This window comes from Enterococcus raffinosus, assembly GCF_001886185.1.
Classification (GTDB): Bacteria; Bacillota; Bacilli; order Lactobacillales; family Enterococcaceae; genus Enterococcus_A; species Enterococcus_A raffinosus.
Map to the genome: position 1 here is coordinate 140,453 of NZ_JXLA01000004.1, position 21,939 is coordinate 162,391.

Below are 21,939 nucleotides of genomic sequence, written 5' to 3' on the forward strand. Positions count from 1 at the left end.
TTAATAATTGAAAATTTATTCTTGCTTTCAGAAAATTTTGTGGTAATATCAATCAGAAAATTTTAATAGAAAGCGGGAAAAGAATGAAAGAATTAACTCATGGAAATCCAGCAAAATTGATCTTATTATTTACACTGCCCTTGTTCGTAGGAAATGTTTTTCAGCAATTTTATAGCATGATAGATATGTTAGTTGTCGGTCAGGTATTAGGTAAAGATGCCTTAGCTGCTGTTGGTGCAACAGGCAGCGTCAGCTTTTTAATTATTGGATTTGCACAAGGGCTAACCTCAGGTCTCTCAATTATTACCGCACAACGATTCGGTGCAAAAGACTTGCAAGGCGTTCGTAAAAGTTTTGCTGCCTCCATTGTAATCAGCTTAGTTGTCACTGTCATTTTAACGATTTTAAGTTTAGTCTTTTTACGTCCCTTGTTATTGTTGATGCAAACACCGCCTGAACTTTTAAATCAAGCGCAAGATTTTATTTCTGTCATTTTAGCTGGGATTTTTGCGGCCATGAGTTTTAATCTTTTGTCAAATATGGTAAGAGCTTTAGGCGATAGTCGAACACCCTTATTTTTCTTAGCCGCTGCTGTTGTTGTTAATGTTGTCTTGGATTTGATTTTCATTATCTATTTACATATGGGCGTCGCCGGTGCCGGTTATGCAACAGTTATTGCCCAAGTATTTGCTAGCCTTTTATGTGTTTGGTTTATTCGACGCAAGATTCCTTTGCTGCAAATCAGCCGTAAACATTTCTCTTTTGATAAAAAGGAGCTGGGGATGCATTTACGAGCAGCTTTACCTATGGGCTTCCAATCATCCATTATCGCTATCGGTGCTGTGATTTTACAATCTGCGCTAAATACGTTAGGGACAGATGTGGTTGCTGCTCAGGCGGCGGCTAGTCGGATCGACCAATTTGCGATCCTTCCTATGATGTCCTTTGGTATTACCATGACTACTTTCACGGCACAAAATTTAGGCGCAAAACAATACGGACGTATCCTGCAAGGAGTGAAGTATGGATTACTAATGAGTGGTGCATTTAGCTTGTTCGCTGGTCTGCTAGTTATTACATGCGGTCGCACATTCATTGCCCTGTTTGTCGCTCGCAGCGAAACGCATGTCTTTGATTTAGCGCAAACCTATTTCACAATTAACGGTTCTTTGTATTGGGTGCTAGCAACCTTACTAATTCTGCGTTACACATTGCAAGGCTTGGGGCAAGCAAAAATCCCTACAATCGCCGGAATGATGGAGTTGATTATGCGCTCCTTTGCTGCTATTATTTTGACCCACTCCTTCGGGTTTGCTGGCGCCGCTTTCGCTTCTCCACTAGCTTGGATTGGTTCAACACTTGTCTTGTTGGCCTCTTATTTTAAGGCCATACGCCGATTGAAACAATTGGATAATCAGCAGACCCTTGAAGCCGCAGAAATAAGCTTCGAACATTAAAAAGGCAAAAATCCGTTTGGATTTTTGCCTTTTTCTCTTATACTCATTGGTTTGAACAATCGAACAATCTCTTACTCATTGGCTAACTGATGGTAGATCGTTAACATCTGTTGCGAGAACTCTGATTGAAATTTTCTAGCATTATCAACAATTTGGTTGCATCTAGAAAAATACTCATGAAAATATACTTGCGAGTCATCTTCTAAAATTCGAGCAATCGCTGACGCATAGCTTGTATTCATCAACGTAATGATCGACTTATCTGATTCACCAAAAATACCAATAAAATCCAAACCACATTCAACAAAATACAATTCTACATCAATCAATGCCCGTTGGTTTTGACAGCTCTTACGAAACTTTCGCAGCAGCTCCTTTGCCTCGGATAAAGAACGATCAATTTTTCGATGTGGAAAAAAAGCTTGTTCCAGCTTTTGATTGGCTTCTTTTGCGATCCGTAGTCCATAACCATCCCCCAAAAAACGTGAATCTACAATCTGCTGAGCAACCTCCGATTGTTTGTATAGCTGACAAATCAGTTCTCTTAGCTGTTCATCATTCGCCTCGCCCAGTTTTTCCCGCAATCCCGAAATCGTCATTTCCATCTTGCAACCCTCACCTTCACTCTTTTTTAATCTTAATTTAACGCATTTCAAATAAAAAGAAAAGAACTTTTGACATCTGTTTGAGCCAAAAGTTCCCAGTCTATTTAAACTTTTTGAGGAAATGGAATAACGCTAGTCAATGAGCAGCTAGGACTTTCTCTCCTTAAGCCAGGTTTTTCTTGTTTCACCAACAATTAGTGGAACCGTCTCATAGGTAACCTCACTATACTCAATACCAAACCAGCGCTCTGGGGTAACTGTATGCCGTTTGATCGCTAATCTTGCCTGCATAACCTGTCGATCCCATTTATCAATTCGTGTCATGTTTGACAGCTCTTCTTGTATCATCACAAAACGGAAATCTCCAACTTGACGACCTGGAGTTAACGAATAGTGCTGCGGTTGTTTTGGTAAACGTCCTTGCTTCATTAAGTCATGAATAATTTGACGCAAATAAACATTCACATCTTGCGCAATTCGGAAACCTAAATACAATTTTACCTTCACGATAAAATCTGTTCCCATCATATCCACACTATATTCTTCTGTATATGGTTCATCAGTAACTTCCACATTTACAAACCAATAGACTTTGGCACGTTTCAACCGTTTATCCAAAATTGAATAAATAAATTGTTGCGGAATACTATCTTCCTCTAACCGCGGCACCAAAAAGACCACGTTTGTTTGATAATACGGAATCTTCTCATCATCATGAAGCTCCTGAAGTTGCGGCAGATAATCTTTAAATCGAACATCTTGACTTGCGTTTTCTTGAACACGATTGCTGCGGTGCCAGATGTACATCACACTCAAAATCACTAACGCCATCGCAACAGCAACAAATCCGCCGTGGAAGAATTTCGTAACACTCGAGATAAAGAAAAATCCTTCTAGCGTACCAAAAAAGAGCAGCATTAATGTAGCTAAAACACGTGAGGGGCCATTTTGCAATAAGTAATGATAGAGCAAGAAGGTCGTCATAAGCATCGTCACTGTAATTGACAGTCCGTAGGCTGCTTCCATATGAGTAGAGGTTCGGAAGGTCAGAACAATCAATGAACAAGCGGCCCATAAAATCAGGTTAATCGCCGGAATATACATCTGTCCGATACTTTTACCGGGATAAATGATGCGCATTCTTGGTAAAAGCTTCAATTTGATCGCTTCAGATACTAATGTAAACGAACCGGAGATCAATGCCTGAGAAGCAATAATTGCCGCTATTGTCGCAAAAACCACACCAAAAATCATCCAGCCATCCGGTAAAATTTGAAAGAATGGATTCAAGTTATCAATGGCTTCAATCGAAGCATTTCCTTTCGCATGAAGAATCCACGCTGCTTGGCCAGCATAATTCAACATTAAACAAATCAACACATAGGGCCAGCTAAAATGAATATTTTTCTTCCCCACATGGCCCATATCAGAGTAGAGCGCTTCTGCCCCGGTTGTCGCCAAAAAGATGCTCCCCAAAATAAAGATACCCATTTTATTCTCAGAACTGAATAACAAATGAATGGCATAATAAGGATTCAATGCTTTGATTACACTAAAGTCATAGGGAATGTTCATCAGACCCATTAACCCTAAAAAGGAGAACCACAAGAACATAATCGGCCCAAAGGCTTTTCCAACAAAGTCAGTTCCAAATCGTTGAATTAAAAATAAGAATAACAAGATGATTAATGTGATAATTACAATAACATTTTGATTGTTCCCGAACTTTTGATAGAAATCAGGAATCCCCCGCAATCCCTCGATAGCAGTGGTTACTGTTACGGCCGGTGTTAATACGCCATCGGCTAGTAATGCCGCCCCACCAATCATCGCCGGGATGATTAAATATTTTCCATCTCTGCGTACCAATGTATACAAAGAGAAAATTCCTCCTTCTCCATGGTTGTCTGCACGCAGGGCAATTAATACATACTTGACGGTCGTCAGAAGCATGACTGTCCAGAACACTAGCGAAACCGCACCAAGAACAAAATCTTGAGTAACGGTATTTAATCCGCCATTTTCTTCTAAAATAGCTTTCATTACATATAGTGGGCTCGTTCCGATATCTCCATATACAACGCCCATCGCTATCAGCAGACCTGCCGCTGAAAGCTTCTTGATATGGTCTTTCTTTTTTTCCATTTTGCACACTCCTGTTACAGGTTCTCATTGAATCGGTGGTGATTTCCATTTAAAAAGTTTTAGGCAGACAAAGCTTTCGGAAAAACAATCCGCTTCGCATATTCAGTCCCACTAGCCCTACTGAAGTAAGGAGTGAAACTCGCTGCTATTTTGTAGTGCGAAGTTCATTGCTCCGAAACCCTGAATCTCGCTACGCCTACCATCCTTCTAATCGCAGGAAAACGCGAAGAAGAACTTGCAAAAAAAGACCTAAACAACAGCTTTCACTATTGTTTAGGTCTTGCAAATTACCTCTTAGACCAGTGCTATGCACTAGTTGTTGATCTAAAAGCATAGAGCGGTTCTCTATGTCGCTACTCCCCTAAAACTTATCCGTATTATCCAGTTTCCAGAGAAAATTGTCAAAGAATAACCTCAAAATAGAAACTATTTTTCTTCTTTTTTGCTTTCTTCTTCCTTCAGCAAGGCTTTACGAGAAGCATTTACACGTCCTTGACGGTCGATTTCAGTGACTTTAACGAGTACTTCGTCCCCTAGTTTCACAACATCTTCCACTTTATTAACGCGTTCGTTAGCAAGTTGAGAAATATGAACCAGCGCGTCTTTGCCTTTAATCAAGTTTACGAAAGCACCAAATTTTTCGATACGAACTACTTTACCTAGATAAACTTCGCCGACTTTTACTTCTTTTGTTAGTTCTTCAATGATCTTGATAGCTTTCTTAATCATCTCAGCATCGGAAGAAGCGATGCTGACATTGCCTTCTTGATCAATATCGATTTTCACGCCAGTTTCTTCAATAATGCCATTGATTGTGTCGCCGCCCTTACCGATAACTGTCTTGATCTTATCTGGGTCGATTTGGATCATTTCAATCTTCGGTGCATAAGGACTTAATTCTTCACGTGGTTCAGCGATCGTATCCGTCAACACTTCTAAAATTTCCATCCGCGCTTTTTTCGCTTGTGTCAACGCTTCTGAAAGAATTTGTTCTGTAATCCCTTGGATTTTAATGTCCATTTGCAAAGCAGTGATACCATCTTTTGTTCCTGCAACCTTAAAGTCCATGTCGCCAAGATGATCTTCCAACCCTTGGATATCTGTCAAGATTGTATAGTTTTCTCCATCTGAAACTAATCCCATAGCGATCCCGGCAACAGGCGCTTTAATTGGAACACCCGCATCCATCAATGCTAAAGTACCTGCACAGATACTTGCCTGTGAAGACGATCCGTTTGACTCCAATACTTCCGCCACTAAACGGATTGTATAAGGAAAATCTTCTTCACTTGGAATAATTTGAGCCAAAGCACGTTCACCCAATGCTCCATGGCCAATTTCACGGCGACCAGGAGAGCCTGCTCGTCCTGTTGAACCAACAGAGAATTGTGGGAAATTATAATGATGAATGAATCGTTTGCTTTCAACTGTTCCTAACCCATCAATAATTTGATGCTCACCTAAAGGCGCCAAGGTACAAGCAGACAATGCTTGTGTTTGTCCCCGAGTGAACAAACCTGATCCGTGAACCCGTGGCAATAAGCTTGTTTCTGCTGCCAATGGACGGATTTCATCTAATTTACGACCATCCGGACGAATCTTGTCAATCGTGATTAATTCGCGCACGACATCTTTTTCAAGATCTTCTGCGATTTGTTTCACTTCTTTTGTGATTTGAACTAAGTCTTCGGTTTCAACATTCGCAAATTTTTCGCCATAGACTTCTTTCACTGTTTCTTTAACTTTTTCGATTTCATCTTCACGAGCCAATTTGTCCATTGTCATTACAGCTGTCTTCATTGTTTCGTAATAGCCGTCAAAAATTTCTTTTTTCAATTCTGGATTGACTTGTAATAAGGACACTTCCATTTTTTCTTTACCGACTGCTGCGACGATTTCAGATTGGAAAGCGACCATTTCTTTAATTGCTTCAAAACCGAACAATAATGCCCCTAACATATCTTCTTCAGAGACTTCTTTTGCACCAGATTCAACCATGTTAATAGCCTGTTTCGTACCGGCAACGGTTAAATCAATATCTGATGCCTCATGTTGTTCCGTCGTAGGGTTTAGCACATACTCGCCATTCACACGTCCCACATCAACGCCTGCGATAGGACCGTCAAACGGAATATCTGAAATAGCTAACGCTAATGAAGAACCAAACATCGCTGCCATTGAAGGGGAGCAATCTTGTTCCACACTCATTACCACGTTTGTTACTTGAACTTCGTTACGGAAGCCATCAGCGAACATCGGACGAATCGGGCGGTCAATCAAACGAGCGGTTAAAGTCGCATCTGTACTTGGACGTCCTTCACGCTTAATGAAGCCTCCAGGAATTTTACCTACCGCATACATCTTTTCTTCATAGTTGATCGTTAATGGGAAAAAGTCGGTATCCTTCGCTTCTTTTGAAGCAACCGCTGCACTTAATACAACTGTGTCTCCATAGCGAACCAATACTGCGCCATTCGCTTGTTTAGCAAGCTGACCAATTTCAACTTGCAGAGGGCGCCCGCCCCAAGTGGTTTTAAAAACTTGTTTTTCTGACATAATTTCTCCTTTTCCCTTTGACCAGTGCGACGCTACTAAACAAATGGAAACAGCGGGTGAAACATCCGTACACTGAAATTGCCAATAAACGGTGTACCAGAAGTAGCTTCTACGGAAATAAGTCCGTCAATCTCGAAAATATGAAAAGCTGTTTTCAGATTGCCTGTCTTATTTCTTGAAGCTGAACACTTCTGTTTCAACCTCTACTTGCATTTGGTTAGTAGAGTGACAACACGCTAATCAAAGGTCTTTTATTTTTTCCGAGAAAGTCTCGGTAATAGATTCACTTAGATATGAACGATCGCCTACTAATATTTTCTACGTTCGTATGATAAACTAGCAGCTAGCTCATTTTAAGTGAACTCATTTTTCTACAAACCAGAAAACCAGAAAAATGAATTGATTTTCGTACGCATACTATTTTACTAACCTGCTAAAGCAGGAAGTAAAACTAGCAACTATCTCGGAAGCAAAGTATTCATTTTCTCAAAAATAGAGAAAATGAACTTATTCTCGCTTCGCATAACATTTCATTAACGTATTGAAAATACGAAGTGAAACTGTCAAAAAAAGTGAGATTCCTAGGAACCTCACTTTCATAGTAGTACGAATTAACGACGTAGTCCTAGACGTTGGATTAATTCACGGTAACGTTGTACTTCATTCTTACGTAAGTAAGCTAGCAAGTTACGACGATGACCAACTTTTTTCATTAGACCGCGATATGAATGATGGTCTTTTTTGTGGACACGTGCATGCTCATTAAGTTGATTGATTTCTTCCGTTAATACAGCGATTTGTACTTCTGGAGAACCAGTATCTCCTTCATGGCGAGCATATTCATTGATGATTTCGTTTTTACGTTCTTTTGATAATGCCATGGTTTTCACCTCTTCCTTTTTTTCTTCCTACGACTGAGTAGAGCGTTGGTGAATCGCCCAACCAAGTGATAGGTGGTGCGCTTTGCACACTCTAACACTTTACTTTATTTACTCTAAAAAATCAAGCTGTACAGCAATTTAAGCAAGTCTTTTACAATCATTACAATTTTTTTAAAGAACGGCTTCTCTAGAAACAGTTTTTTTACCTTACTTACTTTTTGTGTTAAACTAACTTGATGAAATCATGTCTGAGAGGAGACTTTTTAATGATCACAATGGATGATATTATTCGGGAAGGCCATCCGACCTTGCGGGCTGTTGCCAAAGAAGTCCCGATTCCTCCAATCGCTGAAGATGTGGAGCTTGGCAAAGAAATGCTGCAGTTTCTTAAAAACAGTCAAGACCCCGTAAAAGCAGAAGAATTAAATCTACGAGGCGGTGTCGGCTTGGCCGCTCCCCAGTTAGACATCTCAAAACGGATCATTGCTGTTCATGTTCCAAGTGTTGATCCAGAAAAACCTGAGAACGGAATCAGTACAGTGATGTATAATCCGAAAATTTTAAGCCACTCGGTCCAAGAGGCCTGCTTAGGCGAAGGAGAAGGCTGCTTATCAGTTGATCGTGAAGTACCAGGTTATGTTGTTCGTGCTGCACGCATTACTGTTTCTTATTTTGATGCAGAGGGCGAGAAACATAAAATACGTTTGAAAAACTATAACGCAATCGTTGTACAGCATGAGATTGATCATATTAATGGCGTCATGTTCTACGATCATATCGATGAAAAGAATCCGTTACAACTAAAAGATGGCGTTTTAGTCATCGAATAGAAACACCATTCACTACGAATGGTGTTTTTCTTCATATAGAATCCCTTTTTCTGAAAGCGCCTGTTTGATTTCTGCTAAATCTTCTAACGTTTCATAGGCAATCGTGTGTAAATGAATCCCCGCTGTCAACTCGGATAAGAGGGTTACTTGCAGCTCATTCGCTTCTTTAATAAACGTATCCACGTCTTGCTGCGTTGTAAGATGCAAGCCTCCGACAAGTTCACCATACAAAGGATGTTCTACGACGACATCAATCACTTCACCGCCGTGTTCAACGATCGTTCGCAGTTCTTCCGCTGTTTGCTGTGGCGTATGTTGTACAGCTATCTTACTAATTAGCTTTTCAGATTCACGTTCTAACAGATAACCGCGGGCAGTTGCGATGATATTTTCTCCTGAGGCTCGCAATAATGCAACATCACCAACTACGATTTGACGGCTCACGCCAAATTCTTTTGCAAAGCTGGTGGCACTGATTGGTTTTTCCGTTTGCTGCAGCGCGCGTAATATTTCAGCTTTACGTTTATCCCCATCCATCATGCTATTTCAACCGCCTTTCTTGATAATTCCGTGATTGTTTCATAATATCCTTAAATGTCTCTACAATCGTTTCTCGATAGTTTTCATCCTTTACCAAATTCGCGACATTTTCCAACACTGCTTCTTCTCGATTAGTGTCTAAGACCGCTTTTTTTGTTTGCGCTTTATAAGCAGTCACTTCACTAACTGCCGACATTCGTTTTTCTAATAGACTCACGAGCTCCTGATCAATTTGATCAATTTTTTCACGTGCTTGAGTCAAGGCGTCCTTTTCCTTGTCTTCCTCGATCGTCTTGATAATCCGCGCTGGATTCCCCCCTACCACGACATTGTCTGGGAAGGACTTCGTCACGACTGCTCCCGCAGCAACAACAACATTATCACCCAAAGTCACACCTGGAATGATGACAGAAGAACCGCCGATCCAAACACTGTTCCCAATAGTAATTGGTTTGCCAAGTTCTTGTCCGCTGTTCCGTTTTCCTGGTTCTAGTGGATGACTAGCTGTATACAATTGAACATTCGGTCCAAACAGGCAGTTGTCACCAATGGTAATTGGACAAATATCTAAGAAAACATTATGGAAATTACAATAGAAATTCTCTCCAACAAAAATATTGTAGCCATAATCAAAGGAGATTGTCGGCTCGATGTATACACGGTTTTTAGTCCCGCCAAAGGTCGCCTTTACCAATTCCTCGCGTTTTTTCTTATCCATCTCTTGATTGATTGCATGCAATTTCACTCGTGCATCTTTACGGTCGGCTACTAATTCAGGATCACCCGCAAAATATAATTTGCCTGCAATCATTTTTTCTTTTTCTGTTAACTCCACTCATCTTCCTCCTAACTTTTATGTCACAATGCTCTTCTATTCTCTTAAAAACTGCAGATGGAACAGATACGTATCTACAATTTACTAAAAACTGCTACACCATTTGTTTGCACAAAATTATACTCGCCTGCCAATTGAATCGGTGTCTGGTTTATTACTAAAACATTCGCAGACTGTTGTTTTTCATAAATTAAATCACAAAACGGATGAACTTGAAAGCTTGTTCCTACGATAACTACAAGCTCAGCATTTCCAACTGCTTGGATTGCCTGCTGAATCACCTTCTCTTCAAATCCTTCACCGTATAAAACAATGTTTGGCCGAATCTGTCCACCGCATACGCGATGCCGATCACTTTGTAAATACTCTTCCCATGGCACGGCTTCTCCGCAATTACGACAATAACAGTCATATAAGGAACCATGGAAATTCACTAAATGCCGACTTCCTGCTGCTGCATGCAAACCATCAATATTTTGCGATACGACCCAGATTTTTTTCGTTTTTTCCATTTCCGCCATTGCTAGATGAATACTATTGGGTTGCGCCTCTTCATGGTATAAATGCTTTACAAATTGATAAAATTTTTCTGGCTCATGAACCAAGCACGCATTACTTAAAAGATATTCTGGCGCCTCAAGTCCATGATATACCCCTTGCAGCGACCGATAATCAGGGACTCCAGAAGGCGTTGAAACCCCTGCTCCTGTTAGAAATGTAATACTTTTGCTTTGTTAAATCATTTCTACAGCTTGTTCAACTGTGATTTCCATTTCTATCACCTCAAGAATCAGTATAGTATAAATTCAACACAAAACAAAAAGAGTTCCCCCAATTAAAAATTGAGGGAATTCTTTTTTATAGGCTGTTTAGTTGTTCTAAAATTTTTGTCGTCGTCAAGCCAAATTCCTCCTGTAGGAAAGCTGGCGTTCCTACTTGACCGAAACGCTCATCAACACCAACTCGTTTCAATGGTATCGCCAACCCGTTATCGGCTAAAACTTCGGCCACAGCACTACCTAGGCCACCAGTAATCGAATGGTTCTCAATCGTGATAACGACTTTCTTTCCAATGAATCGTTCCAGCAGCAATTCCTTATCTAAAGGCTTGATAGTAAACATATCAATAACTTCGACTGATTCTCCCTTCGCTTCTAAGGCGTTCGCTACTTCTAATGCTTCAGAAACAAGCTGACCTGTGGCAACAATCAAATAGTCTTGTCCTTCTCGCAATACATTGCCTTTACCAAGCTTGAAGGTCGAACCGGGTGCATAGATATTTTTTACACCTTTACGATTGCCGCGAACATAATGTACGCCTTTTAATCTAGCGAATTCCTTGATGATCCAATCCATCTGCACTTCATCGGCGGCGTCGCATATGATGACTTCTGGGATTGAACGCAATAGTGCGACATCCTCCCATGTGGTATGTGTCCCGCCATTATGCCCCGCAGTAAAGCCTGGATCTGAACCATAAATATTTATCGTGTTATCTGCGTAAGCACCAGATAGATAGATTTGATCTAACACACGACGCGTCGCAAAAGGACCAAAGGTGTGGATAAATGGTGTGTAGCCAGTCAGACTAAGTCCTGCTGCCACCCCGACCATGTTGGCTTCAGCAATTCCAACATTAATAAAACGTTCTGGTGTACTTTGAGCAAGCTCTGTCCACTTACTTGCGCCGCCCAGGTCCGCATCCAGTGCGATGATTTTCTCATCTACTGACATCGCCGCTTTCAAGGCATCTACTACCGTTGCCCGCAATTCTTTACCAACCTCATGATTCTCTGCTAAGGTGAACATATTTTAGGCACGCCCCTTTCTTAATTCCTCTAGGGCTTGATCTGTAGCCTCTTGAACGGCATCATTATCAAATTTTACTGAATGGTTGGCCGCCATTTCTTCAAAAAATTTTACCCCTTGCCCTTTTACGCTATCTAGAATAATACAAACTGCTTGGTCTTCAATTTTTTTACATGCTTCAATCGCTTGATCAATGGCGATTAGATCGTTTCCTTTGGCTTTTTGTACAGCAAAACCAAACGCGCGCATTTTTTCTGTAAGATCAAACGGATTCAATATTTCCTGTGTCGTGCCATCCAATTGCTTCTTATTTTCATCAATGATTACGATGCAGTGATTCAATTTGAAATGAGCAATGTATTGAAAAGCTTCCCAGCATTGCCCCTCATTTAATTCGCCATCCCCGACAATTAGATAGACATAGCTCTCGCTCTTTTGCAGTTTCAATCCAGTAGCTATCCCTGCCGCTAGAGAAGTTCCTTGTCCTAGTGAACCTGTAGTAGCATCCACACCAGGAGTTTTTCTTCGGTCTGGATGTGAGGGCAACTTGGTTCCTCCCTCATTCAATGTCCATAACCATGCTTCTGGAAAGAAGCCAACTGCCGATAATGCACTATACCAAGCTGGACCCGCATGTCCTTTTGACAATACTAAGCGGTCACGCTTTTCCCACTGAGGATTTTCGGGATCATAAACCATTTGCTTCCCATAAAGCACAGCTAATAGTTCAACAATTGATAGCGAACCCCCGATATGCCCCGCTCCGACTTTTCGAATAGCTTCAATACTATTGATTCGAATTTTTGTCGCCAAATCCTCTAACTCTTTGATTGTCACATTCTTCATTCCACACTTCTCCTCTTACTCTGAGACAGCTTTTGATTTTTTGTTTTTGCCTATGGCCGTTAATCCAACCAATACCGCTAAGACAGCCACAATTCCAGAAATGACTGCGATTTGTCCACCAGCATTTGCTAAGTTTCCTAGGAAGATACCCACGACACCATAGTCGGTATCTGAGAAGGTGGACCCCTGGAAGCCTAAATCACCCATAACCGGCATTAAAATAATCGGCATAAAGCTGATAATTACTCCATGAACAAAAGAACCAACGACTGCTCCTCGCAGTCCCCCAGTAGCGTTCCCGTAAACTCCAGCTGTTGCTCCGCAGAAGAAATGAGGTACGACACCAGGGATAATCACAGTCGTTCCAGTAAGAACCATGATCACCAAACTTACAATCCCGCCAACAAAACTAGTCAAGAACCCGATCAATACAGCATTTGGCGCATATGGAAATACGATTGGACAATCTAATGCAGGTACTGAATTTGGGACTAATTTCTCTGAAATCCCTTTGAAGGCTGGAACAATTTCCGCTAAGATCAAACGAACCCCAGCTAAGATGACGAAGACGCCCGCCGCAAACGACCCAGCTTGTTGTAAGGAATAGATGATGTAGTTTGTCCCATCACTTAAATTGGTCGTAACATAAGAATTTCCGGCGAAGAGAGCCACAATCACATAAACAACAGCCATCGTGATCGTGATACTGACAGTAGAATCTCGTAGGAAGGATAAGCCTTTTGGAAAATTAATATCCTCTGTTGATTTTTCCTTGTTGCCAACATATTTTCCGATGAGACCGCTCAAGGCGTAGCCGAAGTTTCCAGTATGTCCTAAGGCAACGGTATTATTCTTCGTAATTTGCTTTGTAAATGGTTGAGCCACCGCTGGAAAAATAGTATTGGCTATTCCTAAGGCTAGACCGCCAAACAGCACTAATGGAACGGCACCCATTTTCGTTACGCTTAAAATGACACCAATCATACAAGACATGTATAAGGTTGCATGCCCAGTCAAATAAATATATTTGAAACGTGTAAAACGCGCGATCAAAATATTAAAAAACATTCCGACTAACATAATAAGTGCTGTATACGTGCCATACTTCGTTAGAGCCAGCGCTACGATGGCCTCATTATTTGGTACCACTCCCTGCATGTTAAAGGCGGCTTGAAACATCTCACCAAACGGTGCCAACGAGCCCTCAACTACACCAGCACCCGCAGTTACTACCAAGAATCCAACAAACGTTTTAATTCCGCCTTTAACAATAGACGCTGTATCTTTTTTCTGCAAAACATTCCCTAAAATGGCTATTAATGCAACCAATAAAGCAGGTGTACTGGCAATATCGATCAAAATATCCAAAATTCCGTTCATTTGTATTCCTCCTATATCGTTTTCAAGTAACCCTCTTACTATCCGTTCAGATAGCTAAGAACAAGACATCTTTACTATCTAGCAAAAATGTTAGGAAAGCAGGTCCTTTTCTTGGCAAACCGCTTGAACCTTGGTTTTTAATTCATCCATATCAATAATGCTGTCTAAAACAACGACTTCTCCAAGATGCTTCGCGCTATCTGCTAAGTCTGTCCCCACAAAAAAGACATCCGCCAGATCGGGCGCGGCACTCCCCATATCGTAATGAGCAACTTCGACGTCTTTTACCCCTAATTCTTGTAATACGCTGTTAATATTCATTTCTACCATAAAGCTTGAGCCCAAGCCTGAGCCGCATACTGCTGCAAATTTCATTAGTTATTCTCTCCTCTAGTTAAAATAGTTGTGATTTCTTCTTTGGTTGTGGATGCCAATAGGTCATCCAAGTTCTCTCGATTGGATAATAATTTGGTTAGACTAGACAATGCACGCAAATGAGCTTCGTTGTCGACTGCTGCTAAACAAACAAATAGTTGAATGGCATGCTTTTCATCATTTAATAGTAAAACGGGCTTTTCCACCTTTAAGAGCGACATTCCTAATGCCTTTACACCGTCTTCAGGTCGTGCGTGGGGCAAAGCGATCCCTTTACCGATATGGATAAATGGTCCATACTGTTTTACTTTTTCAATCATTGCCTCCGAATAACGATCCTCGATTTTTTGGCTATCTAGCAAAGGCTGTGCCGCCAAACGAATCGCTGATTCCCAATCCGCAACCTCTGTGCTGATTTGGATCATATCCGGAGTAATAAGTTCTGTTAACATTGGACGATTGTCCTCCTTTTTCTCAATTAATCGATTCATTTTCTTATTTAACACTTTGTACAGCTTTTCTTCCGTCACCCCTTTTTTCAAATCAATATAGGGGTTCAGTGCCTTGAGTATTTCTTCCGCACTGGGCAGTGAATAACCAGGAACAAGCAATTCTTCCTGAACATGATTGATCAATTGATTTTTTTCCAGCTGCGACATTAGCGGCTTAACAAGATACACACGTTTCTTGCTATTCAATGGAATGGTTGAGAAAACCGCATCATAATTTTCCTCCGAAATATTCTGCAGCTGATCGATCGAGCCAGCTTCCTGGAAGCGAATCGTCGAAAACATTTTTTTTAACTCTGTTTGTAAGATCAAAGAAGAGCTGATCCCACTTGGACAAACAATGAGCGCCCGGACTTCCTTCTCAGCTTCTTCAGCCTTCTGGTTGGTAATCGCTCCACCAAACAAGATGGAAAAGAAACCAACTTCTTCAATGGGAATTTTTTGTCCTACAACTTGCTCTAACGGATAAAGTGCTTGTTTTGTAAAATCGAAAATCTCCGGATAATCCAGTTGAATATTTTCAATCAAAACATTAGGCAAGTAAAAACCGAACCGAATACGAAAATAAGCGGGAACTAGATGATAAAAAAGATTCATCAATAATTCTCTAAAATTTGAAAATTGAATTGCTGAATAATTTTCCATCCGATGGATAATTTCTGCCGAACAGCTTAGTAAGAAATCCAGTTGTAAATCACGAATTTCTCCTTGTACGATAGTCATTAACACCACCGTCAGATAGCCTGTTTCAATTGGATGATTTTTTTCAAAAAAAGTATCAAAAAACTGCTCACTCGCTTGATGGACCGTTAACGACTGTAAAATGTCCAAATCAGTCAATTGAGTCAAACGCTGTTCATTGATACGCTTATAGGACAATCCGATCAATAAGCAGACTTCCTCAATTCTACTTGGTACAATGGTCAGCCCTAGGTTACTCGTTAATTTCTGAATATGATCACGAATGCTCGCATACAATGTCAGATCAAACTGATTCAACCAATAGAACAAACCAAATTTTCCCGTCGTTTCCTGTACTAAACGAGCAACAAAATTTTGCGCGACTCGCCGAATCTCCAGTTCATTACCAGTTAGATAAAATCCTGCTCTTCTGGAATACACCAATTCAATCCCTTGGGTGGATAAATAGGTTCGAAGCTTTTTAACGTCAGCGATTGCCGTGCCTTTTGAAACCTCTAAAAAATCTTGAAAATGAAACAGTGACAATTCCTCAAATGCAGAGTAACTTAACAAATAAATCATTGCCTGACGCTGCTCCTCAGTATAAACAAGGTATTCATACGTATGATTCACAAGTTTTCGTGTCCATTGCTCGATAGAGAGCGGTTTAATGAACACATGCTGTTCTTCTGAAGCTGTCCCGCTTTCAACGGTCAAATTTAACTCCGCTAATTGAGTCGCGAGCTCATTAGTAGATAATCCCGTCTGCTGGGTCGCTTCTTTTAATGTTACGTAACGATTAAAATAATTGGATAGGAGATAGCTCATTTTGTAATTCACTTTCTCCTCACCTCCTGACTAAAGTATAGAGTGTAACCGTTTTATTATCGAACCTTCTTCAGTACAATTTACGTTTTGAAATTCAAAATGATTGTACCGAAAGCAAAATTATGTGCTGAGGCCGCTTAATCGTATTATTCAGAACGAATAGTACCGTTGCAATACTTTTATCCAAACAAAAAAGGACTTTTTTACTAAAAGAAAAATTATTTGCTAATATTTTTGGTCTTTTCGAACAAATAATTCAAAGTAATTAAAAAAACGAACAAGTTTTTTGTTCGTTTCAAATGATTTCCATTGACTTTTTCATTTCTAGGCTTTAGACTGTGAAACATAATAACTGAATACGAGATGCCTCAGAACAATGAGGTAGAGGTCGCGAACCTTATTAACCCTATGGAGTGCAGAGACACGTTGAAATAGGTCTAGGAAGTTTCGCCGAAATGTACAAAATTCTCTTTGTTTTGTATGTTGGGACGCAAGCGAATAACTTGCGGACTGTCTTAGCAGTGATGCTAAGTTGCGCTATGTTTTTGTGAGAGGGAACATCATCTTCTTATTATCTGCAAGCGGCCTTATACACAAATCGGCGGCTTTTTTTGTTGCAGATTTTCAAAGACAGCCCTTACCCAATCTCGTGATTTCAAGAAAGGGAGAAAATATGAATAGAAGAAAATTTTCAGTTATCGCACTCATTGCCTTATTTATTTCATTTTTAGGAGCCCCGCTAGTCACTCGGGCAGATGAAAAGACCCCTGAAGGAGAATTACGCGTGGGCATGGAAGCCGGCTACGCTCCCTTCAACTGGACGCAAAAAGATGACCGAAACGGCGCTGTCCAAATTCAAGGAGACAAGGCTTACGCCGGCGGCTACGACGTTCAAATGGCGAAAAAAATCGCTGATAAGATGAACCGCAAACTGGTCATTGTAAAGACCGAATGGGACGGATTACTCCCTGCACTGCAATCTGGCAAGATCGACGCGATCATCGCCGGAATGTCGCCAACGGCTGAACGCCGAAAGGAAGTCGATTTTTCTGATCCTTATTACGAATCTCAACTAGTCATCGTCACTCGTAAAGATACAAAGTATGCAAAAGCAACTTCAATTAAGGATTTTGCTGGCGCAAAAATTACCGCTCAGTTGAGCACGTTCCATTATGATGTCATTCCTCAGATCCCTGACGTAAACAAACAGGAAGCCATGGATAATTTCCCAGCGATGCGTGTCGCTTTGGAATCCGGAACCATCGATGGCTATGTCAGTGAACGACCTGAAGGGGTGACCGCTGAAAGTGTCAACCCTGATTTAAAAATGGTTGAGTTTGATAAAGCCGATGGTTTCCAAACCAATCCTGAAGATGTACAAGTATCTGTGGGTATGCGTAAAGGAGATTCTGATATGGCACAAGTCAATCAGATCCTAGCTGAAATTCCACAAGATGAACGTGTTGACATCATGGATCAAGCCATCAAAGACCAGCCAGCGACTGACGAAACACAAAGCTCTTCAGGTAAAAAGGAAAATGTCTTTGTTCGTATCTTAAAACAAAATGGTTCGATGTTCCTTCGCGGTACAGGGATGACCTTACTCCTTGCGATTGTCGGTACGACTGTTGGTACCTTAATTGGTTTATTAGTCGGCGTTTTCCGGACGATTCCAGAATCGGACAACCGTGCAAAACGTGGTCTGCAAAAAATCTTTGGCTGGCTGCTGAATGCGTATATCGAAATTTTCCGCGGTACCCCAATGATTGTTCAATCAGCGGTTATCTATTATGGAATCGCGATGGCCTTCGGAATTGATTTAAATCGTACCGCAGCTGCGCTATTCATCGTTTCGATCAATACTGGTGCTTACATGTCTGAAATTGTCCGCGGCGGAATCTTCGCTGTTGATCAAGGACAGTTTGAGGCTGCTCATGCCATCGGGATGACCCACGGGCAAACAATGCGTAAAGTCGTTTTACCGCAGGTTTTACGAAACATCCTGCCAGCAACCGGAAACGAATTAGTCATCAATATTAAGGATACCTCTGTATTGAGTATCATCTCTGTCTCTGAATTGTTCTTCCAAGGGAAATCAGCGGCTGGTACAAACTACATGTTCTTCCAGACCTACTTCATTATTTGCGTGATTTACTTCGTATTGACCTTCACAGCCACACGTATCTTACGAGCGGTAGAGAAAAAGATGGATGGTCCCTCCGCTTATGTCCGTTTAGACGATGTAGATGTAGCTGTTGGTGAGGATAAATAGGAAATTTCTATACGTTTTTCGCAGTTTGTTACTATGAAAGAATACTTATCCAAGGAGGATCATTATGAGCAGTATCATTGAAATCGAACATTTGAAAAAAAGTTTCGGCGATAATCTCGTCTTAAAAGATATCAGCATGAACGTCAACAAAGGAGAAGTTGTAACGATCATTGGTGCATCAGGTTCTGGTAAATCAACCTTCCTTCGTTGCATCAACTTGTTAGAAACACCAACAGATGGAAAAATCATGTATCAAGGAGAGAATGTTTTAGCTCCGGGCTACAATCTCCCAAAATACCGTACACATCTAGGCATGGTTTTCCAATCCTTCAATCTCTTTAATAATATGAACGTTTTGCAAAATTGTATGAGCGGTCAGGTCACCGTTTTAGGCCGTAAAGAAGAAGAGGCTCGAAAAATCGCATTAGAAAATTTAGAAAAGGTTGGCATGGATCGCTTTATTGACGCGAAACCAGCACAGCTTTCCGGTGGTCAGAAACAACGTGTAGCAATTGCCCGTGCTCTGTCTATGAACCCTGAAGTGATGCTGTTTGATGAGCCCACTTCTGCCTTAGACCCAGAGATGGTCGGTGACGTATTGCAAATCATGAAAAAATTAGCCGAAAGCGGCCTTACAATGGTTATTGTCACTCATGAGATGGCTTTTGCCAAAGAAGTCTCAGATCGCGTGATCTTCATGGACAAAGGCATCATCGCTGAAGAAGGACATCCAGATGATATTTTCGGCAATCCGAAAGAAGCACGAACCAAAGAATTTCTACATCGTGTATTGCATCCAGAACCTTAAAAAAAAATCACGACGGAAGTGTTCAACTTCTGTCGTGATTTTTTTTGCCAATGATTCTTTGATAGTATTGATCGGCTTTACGATAGGAAACAATCCAAATGCCAGAGACCAAAAATCGTCCAAAGATACCGATGGAAGGAAAAAAGAAGACTCCTGCTAAAACAGCCAAATTGATGATCATGGATAATTTGCTTCGTTGATCTCTTTTCAAAACCTTCACTACATGACTTTCTGGAGCATTCGCTTTGATGATTTGCTTCGATAAAATCCCATAGGAAAAACTCCACATCGTGTAGACGACGACATAGGAAAATTCAGGCCAAAAATGGTCAGGATTACGACCTACCCAACTCGTCACTGCGGGGCATAAAGTTAGCCAAAATAACCAAAAAATATTCGCCCAAATAACACGATAATTGATCTTTTCTGCCATTTGCATCATCCGATGATGGTTTACCCAGATAACTGCAACAAAAATGAAGCTAACCACGTAAGCAAATAATGTATTCGTAATACTTAGTAAAGAAGCCAAAGTTGGCGCATCTGGTATTTGAATATCCAATACCAGAACCGTTAAAACAATCGCGACGACTCCGTCTGTAAATGCCTCTAAACGTGACTTTGTCATTTTTTCACCTTCTTTCTTAGAATAGCATGAAAATTGTTTTTCTCTATATAATTTTACTCACTTTTTACCAGTTAATAACTGACAGGTTTTTGTAAATAAAGTACAATATAGGAGAAATATGCTTAAAAAAATTCAGATTAATCGCCTAATTTAATAAAGGAGGAAAACAGATGTTATATGAGGAACTTATGTTTGATGCGTCGCTCCTCTTGCGTTTTAATATCTTCAAATATTTAAACCAATCCACAAAACAAGTACTTGCAATTAGCCAATTGTCAGAAGATATGGATTTAAATTATCAACAAAGTGTTATCGAACTAAATGAAATAGATCAAGAATTGGCAGAAATCCGACCGAACCACGAAACCATCATGATGCGTGCCGGAAAAGTAAATTTGGAAAACCTTAATGCTACTGTTGATGAATATCGTTACCATTTACTCCAGCAGGCTGTCCCATTCCAGTTCATGTTATACTTTTTGAATGAAGAAAATCCAACAATTGAACAATTTTGTGAGAAATATTTTGTGAGTCGTTCCACAGTTTCTCGAAAAATTGATAAGCTGAAGAAACATTTGAAACGATTTAATATTCGCTTTACATATACAGAAGCCGGCATGTCAGGAGACGAACGGTTGATTCGCTTAGCTCTTTTCAATCTTCTATGGCTGGGAACTCGAGGAATCGAATGCCCGATCAATGTTGACCAGCAACAATTAACGCGAATCATTGATACTTACAAGGACTATTTTCCGCTATCACGAACTTATTTTGGCACACAAGAAATTAAATTGTTCACCAGTATTAATTTGACTCGTGTCAATAATAAGAAATTTGTTAAGTACGATCCCCGCTATAATTTCTTAATGAAGGACAATCCTTATTACGACTTTACTTCATTACGCGATTTAGTAGATGTTCCGATGACCACACGACAGTTAAAGGGCGAATCTAGCTTTATTTATTTCCTAGCTCATTATTCCCCGTTCTACACGATTCGTGATGATCAAAGCATGAAACAAACGATTCATGACTTTGAAGTACGAGCAAATCCAGTCAACGATTTTGTGACTGAATTTTGTAATTTCGCGAAAAAGGCGCTCTTCCCAGATCGGCCTACCGTCATGGATGACCCGCTGATTGTCGCCAACATGTTAAATATTACCTTTGGCTATTTTATTTTCCGTCAGCCATTTCCAAGTATTATTGAACTGGTCATGGACCCGAATGAAAAGCAAACCCGCGGCGAATATATTTTGTATCAAAATATCCAAAACTTTATGCAGATGAACAAGGACAATCCATCCTATAGTTTCATCAGCTCTGTTCATCCAATGATTACGCGAGCCTTCAAACGATTGTTGCTGCCGTATTTCAATCAATTTCCTTATGCTCAAAACTTGAAGGTGGGCATCGCTCTCGAACACAATGCGATTTTTGTCCGAGACTTATATCGCTTCTTAGAGGATCTGCGTTTTATCGATGCGGAGCCTTACGATGTATCTTTGAAGGATGATTATGATTTGATCATTAGCTCCTCATCGTTACTGAAAAAGGAGAAACCAAACATTCAGCTGTATCAGCTTGATTTCCCTTATACGAAAAATGAGTTGGTCCCACTTTATTTGGAACTGCGGAATATTTACGACAAGAAAAATCGAGTGTATGAATAGGAAGAAGCAGGAGTGATGCGCTCCTGCTTCTTTATTATAGAATCCGTCCTAGCTTTTCAACAATAAAGACTCTGCATCCATTTATCTATAAAAATCGAATAGGAACAACTTTCATTTTTATTGTTTATCGTTGATTCATTCAATTTTTTTAATCACAGCGTTAATTATCCTTATACATATATATAAGTGAGCTTTATTTTTTATAAAATTAATGGTTTCGCTAGTTTTTCATCATATTTTATTCATAACTACTTGCTATTATATAAGCATACCAACAAACA

18 protein-coding genes and 1 riboswitch are annotated in these 21,939 nt (G+C 40.4%); of the genes, 5 read left to right on the forward strand and 13 right to left on the reverse strand.

Going from position 1 to position 21,939, the window contains the following annotated elements; genetic code table 11:
* The first annotated feature begins 83 nt into the window (after window positions 1–83).
* The gene (locus RV13_RS03305) at window positions 84–1,457 is read left to right on the forward strand and encodes an MATE family efflux transporter (RefSeq protein WP_010747229.1); all 1,374 of its coding nucleotides are present in this window, start codon (window positions 84–86) and stop codon (window positions 1,455–1,457) included.
* A 71-nt stretch (window positions 1,458–1,528) separates the two neighbouring features.
* Here the strand turns inward: RV13_RS03305 and RV13_RS03310 are convergent, their stop codons facing one another.
* The 4 genes from RV13_RS03310 to rpsO all read right to left on the reverse strand — a co-directional run bounded on the left by RV13_RS03310 (window position 1,529) and on the right by rpsO (window position 7,644).
* Window positions 1,529–2,062 carry a hypothetical protein gene (locus tag RV13_RS03310; protein WP_010747230.1) on the reverse strand — a complete coding sequence of 178 codons (534 nt, stop codon included), beginning with the start codon at window positions 2,060–2,062 and terminating at the stop codon, window positions 1,529–1,531.
* Between the two features lie 147 nt (window positions 2,063–2,209).
* Window positions 2,210–4,207, reverse strand: a complete 1,998-nt coding sequence (locus RV13_RS03315) for a KUP/HAK/KT family potassium transporter (protein WP_010747231.1) — start codon at window positions 4,205–4,207, stop codon at window positions 2,210–2,212.
* 426 nt (window positions 4,208–4,633) lie between these two features.
* Window positions 4,634–6,763 (reverse strand): polyribonucleotide nucleotidyltransferase, encoded by a 2,130-nt coding sequence (pnp, locus tag RV13_RS03320; protein ID WP_010747232.1) that lies wholly within the window; start codon window positions 6,761–6,763, stop codon window positions 4,634–4,636.
* Between the two features lie 611 nt (window positions 6,764–7,374).
* Window positions 7,375–7,644, reverse strand: coding sequence for a 30S ribosomal protein S15 (gene rpsO / locus RV13_RS03325; RefSeq protein WP_010747233.1), 270 nt, complete (start codon window positions 7,642–7,644; stop codon window positions 7,375–7,377).
* A 266-nt stretch (window positions 7,645–7,910) separates the two neighbouring features.
* On the opposite strand from rpsO, the gene def reads away from it, so the two are divergent.
* Entirely contained in the window at window positions 7,911–8,474 is a 564-nt protein-coding gene (def, locus tag RV13_RS03330; protein WP_010747234.1) for a peptide deformylase, read from the forward strand.
* 12 nt (window positions 8,475–8,486) lie between these two features.
* Here the strand turns inward: def and RV13_RS03335 are convergent, their stop codons facing one another.
* The 8 genes from RV13_RS03335 to RV13_RS03370 form a co-directional block, all read right to left on the reverse strand.
* Window positions 8,487–9,014 (reverse strand): transcription repressor NadR, encoded by a 528-nt coding sequence (locus tag RV13_RS03335; RefSeq protein WP_010747235.1) that lies wholly within the window; start codon window positions 9,012–9,014, stop codon window positions 8,487–8,489.
* Window position 9,015: 1 nt separating this feature from the next.
* Entirely contained in the window at window positions 9,016–9,849 is an 834-nt protein-coding gene (locus tag RV13_RS03340; protein WP_010747236.1) for a chorismate mutase, read from the reverse strand.
* A gap of 74 nt (window positions 9,850–9,923) precedes the next feature.
* Window positions 9,924–10,571, reverse strand: coding sequence for an NAD-dependent protein deacylase (locus RV13_RS03345; protein WP_249024456.1), 648 nt, complete (start codon window positions 10,569–10,571; stop codon window positions 9,924–9,926).
* A gap of 136 nt (window positions 10,572–10,707) precedes the next feature.
* A complete protein-coding gene (locus tag RV13_RS03350; protein ID WP_010747238.1) occupies window positions 10,708–11,658 on the reverse strand; it encodes a transketolase family protein in 951 nt (316 codons plus the stop codon).
* A gap of 3 nt (window positions 11,659–11,661) precedes the next feature.
* The gene (locus RV13_RS03355) at window positions 11,662–12,504 is read right to left on the reverse strand and encodes a transketolase (protein ID WP_028020386.1); all 843 of its coding nucleotides are present in this window, start codon (window positions 12,502–12,504) and stop codon (window positions 11,662–11,664) included.
* 15 nt (window positions 12,505–12,519) lie between these two features.
* The gene (gene ulaA, locus RV13_RS03360) at window positions 12,520–13,884 is read right to left on the reverse strand and encodes a PTS ascorbate transporter subunit IIC (RefSeq protein ID WP_010747240.1); all 1,365 of its coding nucleotides are present in this window, start codon (window positions 13,882–13,884) and stop codon (window positions 12,520–12,522) included.
* A 90-nt stretch (window positions 13,885–13,974) separates the two neighbouring features.
* Window positions 13,975–14,259: a PTS sugar transporter subunit IIB gene (locus RV13_RS03365; protein WP_010747241.1), complete on the reverse strand. Its 285-nt coding sequence runs from the start codon at window positions 14,257–14,259 to the stop codon at window positions 13,975–13,977.
* Window positions 14,259–16,289, reverse strand: coding sequence for a BglG family transcription antiterminator (locus RV13_RS03370; protein ID WP_010747242.1), 2,031 nt, complete (start codon window positions 16,287–16,289; stop codon window positions 14,259–14,261). Before RV13_RS03370 ends, RV13_RS03365 begins: the two co-directional genes overlap by 1 nt.
* A gap of 362 nt (window positions 16,290–16,651) precedes the next feature.
* Window positions 16,652–16,825: riboswitch (Lysine riboswitch) on the forward strand.
* Window positions 16,826–16,950: 125 nt separating this feature from the next.
* Here RV13_RS03370 and RV13_RS03375 point away from each other — a divergent pair.
* Together RV13_RS03375 and RV13_RS03380 are read left to right on the forward strand one after the other, a co-directional pair.
* Window positions 16,951–18,549, forward strand: coding sequence for an ABC transporter permease subunit (locus RV13_RS03375; protein ID WP_010747243.1), 1,599 nt, complete (start codon window positions 16,951–16,953; stop codon window positions 18,547–18,549).
* Window positions 18,550–18,613: 64 nt separating this feature from the next.
* Window positions 18,614–19,357: an amino acid ABC transporter ATP-binding protein gene (locus RV13_RS03380; RefSeq protein WP_010747244.1), complete on the forward strand. Its 744-nt coding sequence runs from the start codon at window positions 18,614–18,616 to the stop codon at window positions 19,355–19,357.
* 22 nt (window positions 19,358–19,379) lie between these two features.
* Here the strand turns inward: RV13_RS03380 and RV13_RS03385 are convergent, their stop codons facing one another.
* Complete coding sequence (locus RV13_RS03385; protein WP_010747245.1) at window positions 19,380–19,985, reverse strand: TMEM175 family protein; 606 nt, start codon at window positions 19,983–19,985, stop codon at window positions 19,380–19,382.
* A gap of 170 nt (window positions 19,986–20,155) precedes the next feature.
* Between RV13_RS03385 and RV13_RS03390 the strand changes: the two genes are divergently transcribed.
* Window positions 20,156–21,658 carry a helix-turn-helix domain-containing protein gene (locus tag RV13_RS03390; RefSeq protein WP_010747246.1) on the forward strand — a complete coding sequence of 501 codons (1,503 nt, stop codon included), beginning with the start codon at window positions 20,156–20,158 and terminating at the stop codon, window positions 21,656–21,658.
* Window positions 21,659–21,939: the final 281 nt, after the last annotated feature.

Coding starts and splice junctions, on each gene's coding strand:
- RV13_RS03305 (WP_010747229.1), top strand. CDS start 84: ATGAAAGAATTAACTCATGGAAATCCAGCAAAATTGATCTTATTATTT.
- RV13_RS03310 (WP_010747230.1), bottom strand. CDS start 2,062: ATGGAAATGACGATTTCGGGATTGCGGGAAAAACTGGGCGAGGCGAAT.
- RV13_RS03315 (WP_010747231.1), bottom strand. CDS start 4,207: ATGGAAAAAAAGAAAGACCATATCAAGAAGCTTTCAGCGGCAGGTCTG.
- pnp (WP_010747232.1), bottom strand. CDS start 6,763: ATGTCAGAAAAACAAGTTTTTAAAACCACTTGGGGCGGGCGCCCTCTG.
- rpsO (WP_010747233.1), bottom strand. CDS start 7,644: ATGGCATTATCAAAAGAACGTAAAAACGAAATCATCAATGAATATGCT.
- def (WP_010747234.1), top strand. CDS start 7,911: ATGATCACAATGGATGATATTATTCGGGAAGGCCATCCGACCTTGCGG.
- RV13_RS03335 (WP_010747235.1), bottom strand. CDS start 9,014: ATGATGGATGGGGATAAACGTAAAGCTGAAATATTACGCGCGCTGCAG.
- RV13_RS03350 (WP_010747238.1), bottom strand. CDS start 11,658: ATGTTCACCTTAGCAGAGAATCATGAGGTTGGTAAAGAATTGCGGGCA.
- RV13_RS03355 (WP_028020386.1), bottom strand. CDS start 12,504: ATGAAGAATGTGACAATCAAAGAGTTAGAGGATTTGGCGACAAAAATT.
- ulaA (WP_010747240.1), bottom strand. CDS start 13,884: ATGAACGGAATTTTGGATATTTTGATCGATATTGCCAGTACACCTGCT.
- RV13_RS03365 (WP_010747241.1), bottom strand. CDS start 14,259: ATGAAATTTGCAGCAGTATGCGGCTCAGGCTTGGGCTCAAGCTTTATG.
- RV13_RS03375 (WP_010747243.1), top strand. CDS start 16,951: ATGAATAGAAGAAAATTTTCAGTTATCGCACTCATTGCCTTATTTATT.
- RV13_RS03380 (WP_010747244.1), top strand. CDS start 18,614: ATGAGCAGTATCATTGAAATCGAACATTTGAAAAAAAGTTTCGGCGAT.
- RV13_RS03385 (WP_010747245.1), bottom strand. CDS start 19,985: ATGACAAAGTCACGTTTAGAGGCATTTACAGACGGAGTCGTCGCGATT.
- RV13_RS03390 (WP_010747246.1), top strand. CDS start 20,156: ATGTTATATGAGGAACTTATGTTTGATGCGTCGCTCCTCTTGCGTTTT.